Genomic DNA, 16,457 nt, shown 5'->3' on the forward strand with positions numbered 1-16,457 from the left:
AGGGTAGTCCATCGAGACGGAGGAATCGATCGCGGAGCGCTCCCTCCGTCCCGGTCTCCCGGTCGTCCTACGCCACGGCCTCATCTCCGGTAGACGTGACGGGGCCTTTGCGCATGGGCTGGGCCTTGCCGTAGGTCAGCGAGCGCCACACCCACTCGGTGGGGCCGAAGCGGAAGCGCGACAGCCACAGGTGGCTCAGGACGATCTGGACCGCGAAGATGCCCACGGGGATGGCGATGACCACCACGGGCCTGAGCTTGCCGATGAAGCCGAGCCCATATCCATAGAAGACGAGCAGGCTGATGACGGTCTGGCTCAGGTAGTTCGTCAGCGCCATGCGGCCCACGGGGGCGAGCACCGAGAGCACTCGCTGCCAGGTGGGGCGCTGGAAGAGGAGGGCGAAGCCCGTCGCGTAGAAGGCCGCGAGCCCCAGCTCACCCAGCTGCCGCACCACCGTCATCACGAACGGCAGCCACGGCAGGCTGTCCGGGTCGAGCACCTTGCGGAGGAAGAGCTGCTGCAGCACCAGGTTGGAGCCGTTGCCGATCACGCCCGCCACGAGGCCCCAGATGAGCACCTTGCGCAGCAGGGGCCGGTGCTGGGAGACGTCGTGGAAGAGCCGGCTGCGGCCCGCCAGCAGGCCCAGGAGGAAGCGGCCCAGGAGCGGGAACAGGATGTACACCAGGGGCTTGATGAAGTCCCCGAAGTAGAAGGCGGCGTTGGCACGCACCACGTCGAAGTAGCCGCCCTTCGAGAAGGCCGCCAGGGTCTGGGCCTTGATGGCCTCGGAGTGCTCCTGGGCTGCCTTGGCGACGGCCTTGGCGCTCTCGGCCGAGCCGAAGAGCTCAGGCCACTTCTGGATGAAGAGCGTGACCAGGGGCACGAGGAGGGTGAAGGCAGCGGCCCAGAGGAGCAGCGTCTTGTCCGTGCGCTTGCGGAACAGGAGCAGCCCGAAGCCCAGCACCGCGTAGGTGCTGAGGATGTCTCCGAACCAGAGCAGGAACAGGTGCACGAGGCCGATCGTCAGCAGCACCCCCAGCCGGCGGGAGTAGAGCGGGACGATGGAGGCCCCGCGCTTTTCGGCCCGATCCAGCTGCACCGCGAAGCCCAGCCCGAAGAGGAACGAGAAGAGGGTGATGAACTTCCCGAACACCAGGAACTGCACGGTGCGCATCATGACGACATCCACGAGCGCGGCGCTCTGCAACATGGCCTCGATCTGCGCGCGAGTCATGAAGACCCGTCCGCTGAACCACAGCGAGACGTTGGAGATGAAGACCCCGGCCAGCGCGAAGCCACGCAGCGCGTCGAGGAGTGCCAGGCGCTCGGTGCCTTCAACCGGGCGGGCCTCGGCGGACGGGAGCGTTGCAACGGGAGGGGAGGAGCTCATGTGACTCGAAGAAGCCGCCGAACCCACGCCTGGCTGCTCGTATTCCCGGAAGGGAAGCGACCCATGGCGAGCGCCTGCTCTGCTGCCTGCCCTTCCATCACCCGAGCCCCGCTAGCAGGCTCGAAGAGGGCCCCCAGGCTGCCTACCTTGGGGCGAGGAGCCGTAAGGCAGGGGGGACGCGATGAGGTGGCAAGGCGGGCGCCGCAGCACGAACATCGAGGATCGTCGAAGGATGGGCGTCGGCCGTCCCCTGGCGGTGGGAGGCGGGGCCGCCGGTGTGGTGATCGCGCTCATCGTGATGCTGCTGGGAGGAGACCCCTCCGACATCGTCTCGCAGAGCCCCTCGGGGGGCGTGGGTGTGGGCGGCTCGGGACGGACGGTGGACCCCGCGCAGGATCAGCTCAAGGAGTTCGTCTCCGTGGTCCTCGCGGACACCGAGGACACCTGGCCCGGGCTGCTCGCGCCTCACGGCGTGGAGTACACCGAGCCGCGCATGGTCCTCTTCTCGGACGCGGTGCAGTCGGCGTGCGGCGTGGAGCAGAGCGCGGTGGGGCCGTTCTACTGCCCGCTGGACCAGCGCGTGTACCTGGACCTCACCTTCTTCGACGAGCTGGAGAGCCGCTTCGGCGCGCCGGGCGACTTCGCCCGAGCCTATGTGGTGGCGCACGAGGTGGGACACCAGGTGCAGAACCTGCTCGGCATCTCCGAGCGCGTCCACTCGATGCGCAGCCGGATGAGGCCGGCGGAGGCCAACGCGCTGGCGGTGAAGCAGGAGCTCCAGGCGGACTGCTTCGCCGGCATCTGGGCCCACCACGCGCAGAAGCAGCGGGATGTGCTCGAGCTGGGAGACATCGAGGAAGGGCTGGGCGCGGCCTCGGCCGTGGGCGACGACACGCTGCAGCGGCAGGCGCGAGGCCGGGTCGTCCCCGAGTCCTTCACCCACGGCTCCGCCGCGCAGCGCGCCGCCTGGTTCCGCCGAGGCCTGGAGGAGGGCACCCTCCAGGCCTGTGACACCTTCAACGCGCCTGCCCTGGGACAGTAGGGGCGCTGCTCAGCGCAGGCTCTTCCAGACGTGCTTCCACAGCATCGCGACTCCGAGCACCGAGTCGTGGAGGATGGCGTAGGTGACGTCCTGGAGCCGCCTGGCTCCGCTCGGGCCGCTGAACACGGCCTTGAAGGCCACGCGCTCCGGGCCATCGAAGGGGAACTGCTCGGGAGGCACCAGCAGGCAGTTGAGGGCGAACGAGGCCCGGCAGATCTGGATGATCTCCTCCCAGACGTTCTTCTTCAGGGAGGGGATCTTCGACGGCAGCTCCAGCGGGAAGGCCTTCACCGCGGCGGTGAGGAGCTCCGCGGCAGGCACCTGCTCCACCTTGTCCGGGTTCGGGAAGGCGTCGAGCTGGTCATCGAAGTGCTTCTCCCAGGCGGCATGCAGGGGCGCGTCATACCTGGCGAGCACGCGGGCGTCGGCATGGCAGGGCATCTGCGCGTCCGCGGCGAAGTGGCTCATCATGAAGAAGTAGAGCGCCGCCTGGGTGACGGAGGTCTGCGCGTCCTTGGGGAAGGGGAGCTTCTCCGGGACGATGTCATCGAGCACGCTCTGGAGCTGGGCGTCTCCCAGCAGGAGCAGATCAGTGAGCGCCGTCGCGAGCCCCGCCGCGCAGTCCGCCGGGTGCCGGCCGGGATCGCAGTCCCCGCGATAGGGGCGCGTCCAGAAGTCCGCGGGCAGCTGCTCCATGAAGCCGGTGAGCTTGCGATGCGGCCCGAGCTTCCTGCACGTCTCCTCGCGGCTCTGGATGAAGCGGACGGCGTCGGCTCCGGCGTAGGGCTTCATCTTCAGCACGTGGTTCTGCGTGCTGCCAGAGCCGTTCTTGAAGTACTTCTCGTCCGGCAGCCAGGCGCCGATGGCGACGCGGGACACCAGCGGGCGCAGCAGGGCCGCGAGCGTGGCGGTCTCTTCATCTCGCGCGAGCAGGTCCACGGCGCGAACGGCGATCCAGATATGGCTCTTCTTCTTCATGGGAGCGCTCCGGGAGGTTTCAGGTAGGGAGGCGGGGCGTCAGTCACCGATGGCGAGCACGACGCGGCCGTTGATGGTCCCCTGGCGCATGCGCTGGAACACGTCGTTGATGGCCTGCAGCGGCTGGCGGTGGATGGTCGCCTTCACCCGTCCGATCGCGGCCAGATCGAGCGACTCCTGCAGGTCCATGCGAGTGCCGACGATGGAGCCGCGGATGGTGAGGCGCTTGAGGACGACCTCGAAGATGGGTGTGGCGAACTCGCCCGGCGGCAGGCCCACGAGCGCGCAGGTGCCGTGTGGGCGGAGCATGTCGATGGACTGGCGGAACGCCTCGGGAGAGACGGCGGTGACGAGCACTCCATGGGCGCCGCCGATGAGGCGCTGCAGCTCCGTGGCGGGATCCTTGCGGGCATCGAGGGCGATCTCGGCCCCGAGCGAGCGGGCCAGGGCCAGCTTCTCCTCGCCCAGATCCACGGCGGCCACGCGCATGCCCATGGCCTTGGCGTACTGCACCGCCATGTGGCCCAGGCCGCCGATGCCGGAGATGACGACCCACTGTCCGGGACGGACCTCCGTCTCCTTGAGTCCCTTGTAGGTGGTGACTCCGGCGCAGAGGATCGGCGCGGCGTCGGCGAAGCTCACGGAGGCGGGGATGCGCCCTACGTGTGACGCCTGCGCGAGTACGTACTCGGCGAAGCCTCCGTTGACGGAGTAGCCCGTGGTCGTCTGCGAGGCGCAGAGCGTCTCCCAGCCCGTGATGCAGTGCTCGCAGGCGCCACACGCGCCGTGGAGCCAGGGAACTCCGACGCGGTCTCCCTCCTTGAGCGAGGTGACGCCCGGGCCCAGCTCGGCCACGTAGCCGGCGCCCTCATGGCCCGGGATGAAGGGGAGCGTGGGCTTGACCGGCCAGTCGCCCTGCGCCGCGTGCAGATCGGTGTGACAGACGCCGCTGGCGACGACCTTGACCAGCACCTGACCGGGACCCGGCGTGGGCGTGGGGACCTCTTCGAGCGAGAGTGGCTGGCCAAAGCTCCGGACGACAGCGGCCTTCATCATGCGCTTCATGGCGGGACTCCCTGGTGGGTTCAGGGCGCCATGGAGCAAGGCCTGGGCCAGAGCGCGTGCCTGCGAGAGGCTCGGCGTGGGCGCACCGTGCGCCGCAGAATCTGCGTCACGGAACAGGGCGGGGGCGCACTCCGCAGAAACTGCACACAGAGCCGCTCAGATGCCCAGCAGCGTGCGGATCTCCATCAACATCCCGATCTCGTCGCTGTCGACGTGCTGATCGCTGGCCGCCATCATTCGCGCGGCCTGGATGACGTCCTGCGGCCGGCTGCGCAGCAGGCCCATGTCGGGCGCGGGCAGGGGCTTGCCCTCCTTCAGACAGGCCAGGAGCGCCGTCACCTGGTCGGGGGGCACGTTCCAGCCGCTGGCCACCGTGGAGAACTCCTGGAGCTCCTCGGGCTCGAGCTGGTCGTCACTCGTGATGACCTGCAGGAGCAGCTTGAGGACCTCGGTGTAGAAGCGGCTGTCGTCGCGGGGGGATTGCGTCATCGGTGAGGCTGCCTCCGGCCCGGGAGAGTGGCCTGCCTGCCTGCCTTCGTCCACTCCAGGGGGCCTCGGTGCGTCCGGGTTCTCGCCCGCTTCGGGCCTTGTGGAACAATGGCGGGACCTTGAAGACTCCCTGCCTGGTCCTGCTCGTCACTCTGCTGCTCGCCCCTCTGGTCCCTGGACGCGCGGCGGGCCCCGCGCAAGCCCCCGCCACCCCCGCCGAGCCGCTGGCCCCGGACTTTCCCGCCACCGAGACCACGGTCTCCCTGCTCGAGCCCGTCTCAGGCCAGTGCGAGTGGATCAAGTGGGATCCTTCCTCCTCGAAGCGCCGGGTGCTCGCGCGCCTCCCGGCGGACTGCCAGGGTGGCAGCACCGCCCTGAGCCGTGACGGCAAGCGCGGCGCGGTGCGCTTCTGGCGTGGCGCCGTCGCCATGCCCATCGTGGGCAGGCCCACCTTCCCCGAGCCCTTCCCGTCCCAGGCGTTCCGGGATCGGCTCTTCGTGGTGGAGCTCGTCACCGGCGCCGTGGAGGAGCTGCCGCTGCCTCCGGAGGGCGAGCTCATCGAGTACGGGTTCGATCCGGATGGTCGGCTGCTCGGGCTCACGCTGGAGGGCACCGCCCCCAGCCAGGAGCGTGCGCAGACGGTGGAGCTCGACGGGAAGGGGCGCCAGTCCACCCTCGGTCGGAAGGCTCCGCCGATGAAGGCCCACGGCTTCGCCTTCCTGGGCGGAAGGTGGCTCCGGATGGAGACGAAGGACTCCTCGGATGGGCTCGGCACCGCGGCCCTGCCCATGCGCAAGGAGCTGGGCGTGCGGTCGATCCGCGAGCTCGATCCGCGCTTCGAGGCGCGGGAGATCGAGGACGACGCGGTGCTCGATCCCCTCTACGAGCTGTCGCCCGAGCAGCCCGAGGGCCAGTGGGTCGAGTTCCGCGGCGGGCTGCACTCCCTGGCCGTCTGGGGCACGCCCTTCGGCAACGACACGCTGGCCACGGGGCTCCTCCGGCGGCTGGAGCCTGGCAATGTGGTGGCGCTCCCGTCGTACCCGTTCCGGCCGAACGACATGATGAGCCTGCGGGCCCGCGGGGCATACCTGCTCATCTCGCTGGCCGACTCCGGCGCGCATCCGCGGCTGTACCGGGGCCGCAAGCTCGTCTGGAGCTCCGAGACGGCGCGGGCCGTGACGCTGTGGCCGAAGTAGGGTCTGCGTCGAGCCTGCCCGGCCAGGGCGCCACGTTCGTGGTCGAGCTGCCGCTGCGTCGCTGACGGCTCACTCGAGGGGAGACAGCTCCTCGAGGAACGCCAGGATGCGCCGTCCGCACTCCTCGGGCTGCTCCAGTGGGAAGAGGTGGGTGGTGCCGGGGAGCTCCTCGGTGCGAACACCGGGGAGGGTGCGGCGGACGCGCTCCAGGGCCTCTGGGGTGAGCGTGTCGCTGTCACCGCCGCGTACCACCAGCGTCGGCACCCTCACCGAGCGCAGTCGCTGCCAGCTGGCGCGGGGGGAGGTCTCGAAGATGCGGGCCTCCCAGGCCGTGGGGATGGTGAGCCGGACACCACCGCCGGGCGCCTCGGTGAGCCCGTGGGTGAGGTAGTCCTGGAAGCAGGCGGGATCGAACCGCTGGAAGAGGGCCTTCTTGCGATAGCTGGCGGCGGCCTCCTCTCGGGAGCCCCAGGACTCACGGCGGCGCCGGGCCAGGCTCGCGGGGGGAATCCGGTGGCGCATCCTCAGCAGGGTCAGGGCCTGAACCAGCAGGAGCCGAGGACCCGTGAGCAGCACCGGATCCAGCGCCACCACGGCGCGGAAGAGCCCCGGGTCATTCACGGAGGCGAGCAGGGTGGCCACTCCTCCCATGCTGTGCCCCACGCCCACCACGCCCTTCAGTCCCTGGGCTCGCAGGGCGTGGGCCAGATCGTCGGCCATGTCGTCCCACGTCCGCATCTCCAGCGGGTGGGTTCCCGGCACCAGCGAGCGGCTGCGGAGGGTGAAGACGTGGTAGCGCGACTTCAGCAGCTCGATGAGCTTGCGGTAGCTGCCGGGTGGGAAGCCGTTGGCATGGGTCAGGTGCAGCACCGGACCGGTGCCGCCCCAGTCATCGAGCTGCAGGGGGCTGCTCATGGCGCTCCCGTGCTCCTCGCCCCGTCCAGATCATTTCTCCTGGGCGACAGGCAGCGGCTCGCCCGCGAGCAGTCGGGGCAGCAGGCTGGCCGGGTAGCGCTCCCTCCGGGTGGAGCCGGAGTTCGGCTCGCAGGGGAGCAGTCCTGTCCGCTCCCGCTCCAAGGGATCGCGCGAGAAGATGAGGAAGCCAGGGTCGCCGCCCGGCTTGCGCAGGGGAACCACGTGCCGGGTCTCCATCATCGCGCGCGAGCTCTGGGCCTGGAGCAGCGCACGGTTCAGGTCCGCGTCGGCCACGCCCTTCTTCACCAGCTCCAGCGTCGCTTCGCACAAGTCCGCCGAGTCCGACTCGCCGCTCAGCGTGTGCGCCATGAACGACCAGGAGCTCTTGGTCAGCGGGTCGCGGCTCGAGGCGAGCCAGCCCACGTGGTGGCCGATGCCCACGGTGGACATCGTCGCCAGGAAGAGCAGCACGAGCAGGGCCACCAGCGACACGCTCCAGCGCGCGGGCCATTCCGGGGCGCCGTCCTGCTGGGCGTGCCGCTGCCGCCAGAGCCAGCGCAGGAAATAGTGGGTGCCCACGCCCAGCCCCGCGACGACGACGGCCGTCTGCGCGATGCCTCCCCAGCGCCAGGTGATCTGGGGGAAGACGCGCAGGATGAACGCGACCCACCCTGTCGCCAGATGCCAGGGCACCTGGAAGAGCCAGGGGTCCATGAGAGTGAGGACGACCAGCAGCACCAGGACGCCGATGAAGCCCCAGAGGATGAACCAGACGATCCGGCTCATGGCGTGGAGCCCCCGAGCGCGGCGTGGAGGGACTCCAGGGGCATCTTCCGGATGTCTCCATCCGTGAAGAGCACCCAGCGCTCACTGCCGAAGATTCCGGGCTCGTAGGCGAGGGGCGCCTGGGGCTCGTCCGCTTTTCGCCCGCTGACGTAGATGAAGTGCATCCCGGAGCTGCCGAGCACCCGCCAGCGCTCCTCGGGGATGCCCGGGGCGAAGTCGCTCGGAGGAAACGCCCGGTCGTGCTGGGAGGCATAGGCCCAGAGCGCCACGCGCAGCTCCTCCAGGCGCTGGCGCCGGGCCTCGAGCAGCAGGTCCTTCTCCGGAGGCAGCTCTGTCTGCCGCAGCTTGTAGGTGGCGCCCTGCTTCTCCCACGCTCCCGGGGTCATCAGCTCGCGTCCGCCGGCGATCATCGAGAGGACGAGCTGGAAGCCGAGCCCCCAGAGGAACACCAGGGCCAGGGCCGAGGGGAAGCTCAGGCGGGGCAGGGTGGGCACATCCTTGCGCAGCCGGTTCCAGAGGGCCTTCACCACCAGGGTCACCCCGAGGAAGACGACCACGAAGAACGAGATGGCCTGGATGCGCAGGGAGGCGATGTCCGTCAGGTAGTAGCTGGGCATCCCGGCCAGGGCGGCGGCGGGACTGAGACAGACGAGGGCAGCGGCAGTGCGGCGGAAGAGCAAGATCTCGTGAGTCTGCCGCAGACCCCTTCCCGGAGTCACCTGACCCGGATGGCACACGCAAGCGGCCGGAAATGGGAGATCATGGCCCCATGAATGTGGCGAATCCTCTGGGGACTCCATTGCCTCCGCCGCACCGGGATGAGGCGGAGGCCCACTTGACGGCCTACTTCCAGGATTGGTCCTTCCACTCCACCGGGCCGGATGAGCGGTTCGATCTGGATCGAGCCTTCCGGCACTACGCGCCCCGGTTCCGTGTGCGAGACGTGCCTCCCAACCTCGAGGCGCTGCGCCAGGGCCGCTGGCAGCGCGAGTATGAGGGCGAGCACGGCGAGTGGGGTTATCGCCGGGCGATGGAGGCGCTCTACGGGCGCTCGAAGGACGTCCGGATGACACCGCGCCTGCACACGCTGGGCATGGAGGCGGTGCCTCGGGACCGGGTGAGGACGTGGGTGGACTTCGACTCGCGCGTGGTGATGAAGGGTTGGTGGAGCCTGCCGGTCACGCTGCCCCTGCGAGCCAGGCTCGTGTGGGTCCGCGAGACGGGGCCCGACGGTGCGCTCGTCCTCGATGCGCAGGGCCACGAGACGTGGAGGATCGTCGACGAGGTCCTCTCGCTGCGCCGCCCGCGGCTCCTCGGGCGGTGAGGCAGCCCCGGGCGGTCTCATCGCCGCGAACTGGTATGACAGGCATACCAGTTGGGCCGCGGCGCGGCCGGAGGGCTCCCGAGTCGAAGGTGCTCAGAACGGCGCCGGGCGCTCGAAGGTGACGCGCTGGCCTGTTCGCGGATGCCGGAACGAGAGCGACTCGGCGTGCAGGTGCAGGCGGTCCGCCTCGCGCCCGTAGAGGCGATCTCCCACGATGGGAGCACCCAGGCCGAGGGGATGCGCCGCATGGACGCGCAGCTGGTGGGTCCTCCCGGTGAGGGGGAAGAGCGCCACCCGGGTGCGCTCGCCGTGGCGCTCGAGGACGTGCCACTCGGTCACGGCGTGCTTTCCATGCACGGGATCGTGGATCTGCCGGGGCCGGTCATCGAGGTCGACGCGCATCGGGAAGGCGATGGTGCCGCGCTCGCCACGAACGTGACCCTCGACGCAGGCCACGTAGCGCTTCTGGACCTCCCGCTGGGTGAACTGTCGCTGCAGGTCCGCATGCGTCCCCGGGTCGAGGGCCGCGACGAGCAGCCCCGAGGTGTCCAGGTCGAGCCGATGCACCAGGAGCGGGCCCGTCGCGTGCGGGTAGCGGATGCGCAGCCGGGCGAGCACCGAGTCCGTCACCGACTCGTCCCGTGCGGGCACGGAGAGCAGGCCGCACGGCTTGTCGACCACGACGACCCACTCGTCCTCGAAGACGACGGGCAGGTCCACGGCCGTCACGGCTGGGAGTGAGAACGTCCTTGGCGGGGAGACGCGCAGGCCTTCCAGCAGGAAGGGAAGGAGGGGGCCGCACTTGTCGCGGCAGGCCGGGTAGAACGCGCCCGCGACGCGGCCTCCCGAGGGAGGCGGGGCGCCCCACCAGAACTCCGCGAGCGCCAGCGGCTGCAGCCCGTGCGTGAAGGCATGGGCCAGCAGCTTCGGAGCCGCGCAGTCGGCGGCGCCCGAGGGAGGCTCTCCGGGAGCAAACAGGGCTCGCAGGGAGCGACGCTCGCCCCGTACGTTGGGAACGAGATAGGTGTCGTGGATCCGCTTCATGAGCGCACGGCAGACGATCCGTCGCAGGCGCTCGAGAGCCCGGAGCCGCCGTTCGAGCCGCGCGCGCCTGGGCTCGATGGCTCGCCGCTCCTCTTCCTGGGTAGCCTCCAGCCGGCGCCGCTCCGCCTTGTCGCCCCGGCTCTCTTGATCGAGCGCATGGAGAGCCTCTCGCTTCAGGCCCTCCTCGAGAGAGGTCGTTGCCGTCAGCTCCGCTCGCCGCTCGTGGCGCTTCCGTCGCCGGGCCTCGTGCAGGGCTCGCATCGCCTCGCGCTCCGCAGCGTGGCGAGCCTCCATTGCCTCGTGGGCTGTCTGAAGCGAGACGAACTCCGAAGAAGTCCGAAGCTGCTCGGCGCGGGCGAGCAGCGCCTTGACCACGGTCTCCCCGGCGGGCTCCACCCGGGCGCGGACCTCGTGGTCGAAGAGGGGAGGAACGAAGCCCGGCACCTCCCAGCGTCCATCGAGCATGCCGGAGAAGGAGCGCAGGAAGCCGATGCGGCCATCGGGCTGTCGCACCACCAGCACGCCGAACATCTTCCCGCCCTCGGGGCCGTCGAGCATCGCGGCGGAGACGCCTGGAGCGATGAAGCCGGCTCGGAGCTCCGCCTGCATCACCTCCGCCGCCCGACGTGCCAGCGCGTGAGGACCGAGCTCGTCCAGCGGACTCGGGAAGGCCTCGGCGACGTCGCGCGGAGCGGGCTGCGGCTCGAAGGGTGTGACGCACGTCTCCACTCCCTCCCGGTAGCACGAACGCCTCGGCCGTCTCCACCGGCAGCACCTCCGTCAGGCTGGGCTCCAACGTCTCCCGATCGAGCTCCACCGTGGGCAGGTGCACCTGGTTGGACAGCAGCTCCAGCACCTGCTGAGCGGTGCAGAAGCCCTTGTCCACCACCACCTGTCCCAGGGGAACGCCCCCACTTGTAGTGGAAGCCCAGTGCCGCCCGGAGCTGGATGTCATCCACCAGCCCGGTTGCCAGAAGCAGCTCGCCCAGTCGCTTCTTCCGCATCGCCGCGCCCTTGGGTTGAGAGACTCCTGCCCTCGACGGAGGGCTCTGGAGGAATTGTCGGCGGATGTGCGGTGAGTTGTTTGATGTGGTTGAGTGAAGGCTTTGAACCTTCAATGTGCGACCACGTGCGTCATGACTCGATGTCGAAGGAGCAATCCAGCGCGCTGCCATCCGCGTAGCGGTAGGTGAAGCTGCCGTTGAAGAAGGTCCCGCTGGAGTTATTGAGGATCCGGTCGATGCGCAGCGTGACGTCCTGGGGGATGCCGGGGGGATCCATGAAGCCCGTCCCCGAGCCGGTCTCGTCGCTGATCCAGCCCTGCCAGCTCACGATGGCGGGATCCTCTGTGGTGATGCCGGTGCTGGAGCCCCGGAGGTTGACGATGCGGGGGCCCTCCTCCCTCTCGATGGAGTTGACGCCCAGCTCGAGTTCCACCCCGAACTGCCTGTCCTCGCCCGAGGTGTACAGCAGCCGGGCGTAGTCGCGCACGGTGCCGTAGCGCTCCGAGCGGGTGGAGAACACCTTGGTGTCGCCGGAGTCGATGGGCCAGCTCACGGCCTGTCCCGAGAGGGTGCCCTGGCATTCGCCCGTGGCACTTCCGGAGCAGGCCGTGAGCAGGCCGAGGGCGAGACTGACCAGGAGGCGCATGGCCGAGCGCGGAGCGTGAGAGGGAGTCATGCTCCGGACTCTAGCGTCCCCCACCCGAGCTCCGGTGCGGAGATCCTCGGCGCAGCGCGCCACGGTCATTCCACGGGGTGGTAGAAGGGCGTCATACCCAAGGCCCAGGAGTCACGGATGAAGCGCGCGCTGCTCGTCATCGACATCCAGAAGGACTACTTCCCCGGCGGGAAGATGGAGCTCGTTGGCTCGGAGGAGGCGAGCCTGAGGGCGCGAGAGCTGATCGATGGCTTCCGCAAGGGCGGTGAGGAGCTGATCCACATCCAGCACATCGTCCAGTCGCCGAACGCGCCCTTCTTCGGCGCCGGGACGCCGGGAGCGGAGATCCATCCGAACGTTCAGCCCCTTCCGGGAGAGCGCCTGCTCGTGAAGCACCATGTCAACGCATTCAAGGACACGCCGCTGCAGACCTGGCTCCGGGAGAAGGGCATCACCGATGTGGTGATCTGCGGAATGATGACGAGCATGTGCGTGGACGCCGCCACGCGTGCCGCGGCGGACCTGGGCTTCAACACGCACGTGGCCGCCGACGCCTGTGCCGCTCCGGATCTGCGCTCGGGCTCCGAGATCATCCCCGGGCGGACCGTGCACAACGCCTTCCTGGCCGCGCTCGGTTCCCTGGTCGCGCGGGTGGAGAGCACGCGCGACATCCTCTCGCGGCGCGGCTGAGCCCTGCGGCGGCTGCTTCGGTAGGACGAGGCTCAGCCCGGTCTGCGGGACGACTCTTCGGTGCGACCCAGTCGCTCGGCGGCGGAGACCACCGAGGTGAGGGCTCCCCGCAGTGCCGCCTGCGCCTTGTCTCCCATCCGCAGATCGAGCTGCTTCGTCACGGGGACCTCGGCCCGGCAGTGCATGCAGCGCGAGGCCTCCGCCCGGATGGCGGTGCCGCAACTCGGGCATGGGCGGCGGAAGAGCCGGGCCTCCATCCGGTGTGCCATGACGGCCGCCACCACGCCGGCGACGGCCATCAGCACCACGAGGATGAGCGCCACCGCCGGGGCCACGAAGATGGCGATGCACAGCCCCAGCACTCCACCTTCCATGAACCGGTTGAGCCACTTCATGGGGTGGAAGAACTCGCTCTCCAGGCCCGCGAACTCGAGGTGGACGCGTCGCCGCAGCGCCAGCGTCCCCACCGCGAACAGCGCGCCGCCCGCGCCCACCGCCCAGTCGGGCACCTGCTCCGTCTGCACGCTCATCGAGCCCATCACCGACATGGCCCCGCTGGCGGCGCTCAGTCCGTACTGGACCAGCCCGAGCAGCATGTGCATGTCCTCGTCGCGGTCGGTGATCATCTCGAAGACGAGGATGACGGCGAAGGCCGCCATGGCGCCGGGGTGCGCCATCCATTGGAGCTGGGGTGGCAGCGACACATAGCCCTGGTGCGAGGCGAGGGCGACGGCCAGCAGGCTCAGGCCCGCCCGGGTGCCGGAGGCGCTGCCCAGCCCGAGCAGCTGAGAGACCAGTGCGTAGGAGATCATGGCCTGCCTTCCGGCATGACGCCGAGCACCTGGCCCTGCAGCAGTCCGAGCTTGCCGAGGATCCACAAGACGACCGTCACCATGCCGGCCACCACCGCCAGCAGCGCTGCGGCCCAGAAGACCAGGAGCGCCATCTCCCAGAGGGCGACGGGCTCACCGCGTCCCTCGCGGCCGACCTGCCACGAGAGGTAGCGGCGGGTGGCAACCCCGGCCACCGCCACTTCGATGGCGCTCACCACCGTCTTCACGAGCGCCCCCGCGCCAGGGACGAGTGTGAGCAGCTCCAGCACGATGATGCTCAGCGCCAGGAAGCAGCCGGTCGCCAGGCGCAGCGTCCACCGCGTCACGATGCGCCGCCGAGGCGTGAGGAGCCGCAGCCCCGGCTTCACGATGGTGAAGCGGATCCACACCAGCGCTCCGGCCAGCAGCACCGAGTTGATGAGCGGGAACCAGCTGGCCACCAGCGCGCCCGCCGTCACGGCCGCCACCGCCAGCCACAGCCGCACGGCCGACTGCGAGCCCTGGAGCTCGTGCAGCACCATGCGATCGGTGGTGCTCGGCAGCGTCGCCTCACCGCACCTCGGGCAGTTGCGGCCTCGGAGCGCCGTGCCGCCGGGGAGCCGCTCCGCGCATCGGCGGCACCTTCCGGACAGCAGCAGCGCCAGCTCGTGCTCCTCACGCACGGCCAGCGGAGAGGAGCTCGTCATGGCGTCACCGGTCGTCCCAGGAAGTCGAAGGCCTCGAGCTGGAGCTGGCTCGCCGGAGTCCGTGGATATTCCGTGGACAACAGGGTGAAGCACAGGATGTCGCCTCGGACGTGGTGCGCCGCGAGCTGCCGGTCTCGCAGGCGTCCCTCGAAGGTGAAGCCCAGCCGGCGCGCCATCGCCGCGCTCCGCTCGTTGGAGGGGCTGCACATCAGATCCATGCGCAGCACCTTGTCGAACTCGAAGGCGGTCTTGACCATGGCCGAGGCCATCTCCGTGGCGATCCCCTGACCGCCGGCGTCGCGGCGGAGCCAGTAGCCCACCTCGAGCGCGGCGATGCCGGCGCGCTTGAGCAGGTAGTTCTCGCCCAGCATCCGTCCCGACTCCGGGTCGAAGGCGCCATAGATGCGATCCTGGTCCAGATCGAAGTTCCCGCGGAACCTGCGGATCTGCGCGGCGTGGCTGTCCAGAGACGGACGTCCCTCGGGAGAGGGAGGGAAGAAGAGGTCCAGGTGCTCTCCGCTGGAGTCCACGGCCTCCTTTCGGCGCGCGGCATCCTCGGGTTGCAGGCAGCGCAGCAGGAGGCGTGGTGTTCGCAGCAGGTAGGGCGGGTGCGCGACCGTGGGAGTGGGCGAGTTCATCAAGTGGGTTCTACTATGCTCCACGAGAGGCACTCCTTCGAGGCCTCCATGGTCACGGCTCGCCAGAGGTGGGCTGCTTGGGAGCGTCGAAGGAGGGGCTGTAGCACAAGCCTTCCCACTCGAACGCCTTCGCGCCACATGGAGCCTCCATGCGGCCGATCAGAATCCAGCAGCCGCCGCGGATGGCCGTCTCCATCCTGGGCTCGCACGGAGGCTTTCGCTGGCCATTGAAGGGCGAGGGAGGCATCTGCCGGCCAATCCCCGCTGGCAGGACGCCGCCGGTGGGGGTGTCCTGAAGAGACGTGGGGGACTGGTCCTCCGCCGCGACGTCCCCGAGCCCTGCTGTACCGGCGTCCGGCTTCTCCTCCTGGACTCTTTGAGTCACCTGCTGGGGCAAGGCCTCCGGCTGAGGCAATGCAGGGCGTCCCCAGTCCAGCATCACCAATATCACCGCTGCCACCAGCCCACCGACCATGGCTGCACTCGCCCATGAAAGCCAGATGGGGAAGGCGCCCTGGGGTGTGGAGCGCTCGGGTTCGGACGTAGGGGAGGAATTCGAGCGCCGGGACGTGCTGGACCTGGTCTCGCGGCTCGGTGGTGGCACTCCCTCCTCGGTGGGTGCTGCAGCCGCTGTGGGAACGATGGCTCTGTGTCCTGCTGGCCCTGCCTCGCTCAGGGCGCGGTCCAACGCCTCGGCGATCTCGCGGGCAGTACCGCGAGCCTCGCGGTCCTCCGAGAGCAGCCGGAGGATGATGGCTTCCAGTGCCGGTGCCACCGTGGCGAGCTCGCTCGGGGGCAACAGCTTCCGAGGTTCCTCTTCGATAACCGGAGGCGGATAGGTGCCGGTCACCAGCCGGTACGCCGTCACGCCCAACGCGTAGAGGTCATCGGAAGCCTGGGCCCGCCATCGGGCATCGGGATCTCTTCGGAAGCGCCACATGAAGCGCAACACTTCTGGAGCACGGTAGGGGGTAGTACCCGGAGGCGCGGTGGTGTCCGTCAGGGGGCGAGCGTTCGGGAGCCAGCCGCTGCCGAAGTCGACGAGGAAGGCGCGGTCGTCGGGGGTGACACGGATGTTGTCTCCCTTGACGTCCCGGTGCACCGCACCCACGGAGTGGACGGCATCGATGGCTCGCGCCACCTGGGCCAGGACGAGCATGACCCGCACAGAGCTGGGCGGAGGGTCCATGGCCCATTCATAGAGGGTCGAGCCCACCACCAGCTCCATGACCAGATAGGGGTAGCGGTGGCCGCGAGGCGATGTCCAGAAGCCCGTGTCTTCGAAGCGTGGCACGGAGGGGTGCTGGATGCGCTGGAGGAGGTCGGCTTCGCGCTCGAAGCGCGCATCCCAGACCTTTCGGGCCAGCTTGAGCGCGAAGTCGCCGGCCTCGGGATGCCCAGAGCGGTGGACTCGGTACACGACGCCATAGGCACCGGAGTCCAGGCGCTCGAGGACGAGCCAGGAGTCCAGGGTGTCCCCGGGCTCGGGGGCAGGGGGCTCGAAGAAGGTCTCCTGATCGCGCATGACATCCACTCCCGTGAGGCGGATAGCGGAACGAGACCCTACCGCACAGGTGACACGCTTGTAACCCGCTCTCATGGGTTGAGCCTGCGGAAGACCCAGGGATGAACACGAGCCTGTAGGACAGCCGTACCGGTTCGCCAGGATCGTGCCCAGGTGTGAGCCTGGGGAGGCGAGGGCCCGCTGGATGCCGTGGATTG

General features: G+C 69.4%; 17 protein-coding genes. 4 read left to right on the top strand and 13 right to left on the bottom strand.

What is annotated here, in order from left to right; all coding sequences use genetic code 11:
* Positions 1-67: 67 nt before the first annotated feature.
* Entirely contained in the window at positions 68-1,390 is a 1,323-nt protein-coding gene (locus KY572_RS38660; protein WP_224248745.1) for a DUF418 domain-containing protein, read from the bottom strand.
* 181 nt (positions 1,391-1,571) lie between these two features.
* Between KY572_RS38660 and ypfJ the strand changes: the two genes are divergently transcribed.
* Complete coding sequence (ypfJ, locus tag KY572_RS38665) at positions 1,572-2,432, top strand: KPN_02809 family neutral zinc metallopeptidase (RefSeq protein WP_224248746.1); 861 nt, start codon at positions 1,572-1,574, stop codon at positions 2,430-2,432.
* A gap of 9 nt (positions 2,433-2,441) precedes the next feature.
* Here ypfJ and KY572_RS38670 read toward each other — a convergent pair whose 3' ends face one another.
* The 3 genes from KY572_RS38670 to KY572_RS38680 all read right to left on the bottom strand — a co-directional run bounded on the left by KY572_RS38670 (position 2,442) and on the right by KY572_RS38680 (position 4,964).
* Entirely contained in the window at positions 2,442-3,410 is a 969-nt protein-coding gene (locus KY572_RS38670; protein ID WP_224248747.1) for a hypothetical protein, read from the bottom strand.
* Positions 3,411-3,449: 39 nt separating this feature from the next.
* Positions 3,450-4,475, bottom strand: coding sequence for a zinc-dependent alcohol dehydrogenase (locus tag KY572_RS38675; RefSeq protein ID WP_224248748.1), 1,026 nt, complete (start codon positions 4,473-4,475; stop codon positions 3,450-3,452).
* Positions 4,476-4,631: 156 nt separating this feature from the next.
* Positions 4,632-4,964 carry a tellurite resistance TerB family protein gene (locus tag KY572_RS38680; protein WP_224248749.1) on the bottom strand — a complete coding sequence of 111 codons (333 nt, stop codon included), beginning with the start codon at positions 4,962-4,964 and terminating at the stop codon, positions 4,632-4,634.
* Between the two features lie 119 nt (positions 4,965-5,083).
* Here KY572_RS38680 and KY572_RS38685 point away from each other — a divergent pair, with 119 nt between their 5' ends.
* Complete coding sequence (locus KY572_RS38685) at positions 5,084-6,160, top strand: hypothetical protein (RefSeq protein WP_224248750.1); 1,077 nt, start codon at positions 5,084-5,086, stop codon at positions 6,158-6,160.
* Positions 6,161-6,229: 69 nt separating this feature from the next.
* Here KY572_RS38685 and KY572_RS38690 read toward each other — a convergent pair whose 3' ends face one another.
* Genes KY572_RS38690 through KY572_RS38700 form a run of 3 tightly spaced genes read right to left on the bottom strand, consistent with a single transcriptional unit; the run spans position 6,230 to position 8,541 of the window.
* Positions 6,230-7,075, bottom strand: a complete 846-nt coding sequence (locus KY572_RS38690) for an alpha/beta fold hydrolase (protein ID WP_224248751.1) — start codon at positions 7,073-7,075, stop codon at positions 6,230-6,232.
* 30 nt (positions 7,076-7,105) lie between these two features.
* A complete protein-coding gene (locus tag KY572_RS38695) occupies positions 7,106-7,861 on the bottom strand; it encodes a hypothetical protein (RefSeq protein ID WP_224248752.1) in 756 nt (251 codons plus the stop codon).
* Entirely contained in the window at positions 7,858-8,541 is a 684-nt protein-coding gene (locus KY572_RS38700; RefSeq protein WP_224248753.1) for a hypothetical protein, read from the bottom strand. The genes KY572_RS38695 and KY572_RS38700 overlap by 4 nt, the downstream gene beginning before the upstream one ends.
* Before the next feature lie 155 nt (positions 8,542-8,696).
* Between KY572_RS38700 and KY572_RS38705 the strand changes: the two genes are divergently transcribed.
* Positions 8,697-9,185, top strand: a complete 489-nt coding sequence (locus KY572_RS38705; protein WP_224248754.1) for a hypothetical protein — start codon at positions 8,697-8,699, stop codon at positions 9,183-9,185.
* A gap of 93 nt (positions 9,186-9,278) precedes the next feature.
* Here KY572_RS38705 and KY572_RS38710 read toward each other — a convergent pair whose 3' ends face one another.
* Together KY572_RS38710 and KY572_RS38720 are read right to left on the bottom strand one after the other, a co-directional pair.
* On the bottom strand, positions 9,279-10,958 hold the full coding sequence (locus KY572_RS38710) for an RluA family pseudouridine synthase (protein ID WP_224248755.1): 1,680 nt from the start codon (positions 10,956-10,958) through the stop codon (positions 9,279-9,281).
* 405 nt (positions 10,959-11,363) lie between these two features.
* Positions 11,364-11,909, bottom strand: coding sequence for a hypothetical protein (locus tag KY572_RS38720; RefSeq protein ID WP_224248756.1), 546 nt, complete (start codon positions 11,907-11,909; stop codon positions 11,364-11,366).
* Between the two features lie 117 nt (positions 11,910-12,026).
* On the opposite strand from KY572_RS38720, the gene KY572_RS38725 reads away from it, so the two are divergent.
* Positions 12,027-12,578: a cysteine hydrolase family protein gene (locus KY572_RS38725; protein WP_224248757.1), complete on the top strand. Its 552-nt coding sequence runs from the start codon at positions 12,027-12,029 to the stop codon at positions 12,576-12,578.
* Positions 12,579-12,610: 32 nt separating this feature from the next.
* On the opposite strand, the gene KY572_RS38730 is transcribed toward KY572_RS38725, so the two are convergent.
* Genes KY572_RS38730 through KY572_RS38745 form a run of 4 tightly spaced genes read right to left on the bottom strand, consistent with a single transcriptional unit; the run spans position 12,611 to position 16,260 of the window.
* Entirely contained in the window at positions 12,611-13,390 is a 780-nt protein-coding gene (locus KY572_RS38730) for a DUF4126 domain-containing protein (protein WP_224248758.1), read from the bottom strand.
* On the bottom strand, positions 13,387-14,097 hold the full coding sequence (locus KY572_RS38735; protein WP_224248759.1) for a hypothetical protein: 711 nt from the start codon (positions 14,095-14,097) through the stop codon (positions 13,387-13,389). The genes KY572_RS38730 and KY572_RS38735 overlap by 4 nt, the downstream gene beginning before the upstream one ends.
* Positions 14,094-14,735 (bottom strand): GNAT family N-acetyltransferase, encoded by a 642-nt coding sequence (locus KY572_RS38740; protein WP_224248760.1) that lies wholly within the window; start codon positions 14,733-14,735, stop codon positions 14,094-14,096. The genes KY572_RS38735 and KY572_RS38740 overlap by 4 nt, the downstream gene beginning before the upstream one ends.
* Positions 14,736-14,787: 52 nt before the next feature.
* Positions 14,788-16,260 carry a serine/threonine protein kinase gene (locus KY572_RS38745; RefSeq protein ID WP_224248761.1) on the bottom strand — a complete coding sequence of 491 codons (1,473 nt, stop codon included), beginning with the start codon at positions 16,258-16,260 and terminating at the stop codon, positions 14,788-14,790.
* Between the last annotated feature and the right edge of the window lie 197 nt (positions 16,261-16,457).

It is taken from the genome of Hyalangium gracile (assembly GCF_020103725.1).
In the GTDB taxonomy this organism is placed as follows: domain Bacteria; phylum Myxococcota; class Myxococcia; order Myxococcales; family Myxococcaceae; genus Hyalangium; species Hyalangium gracile.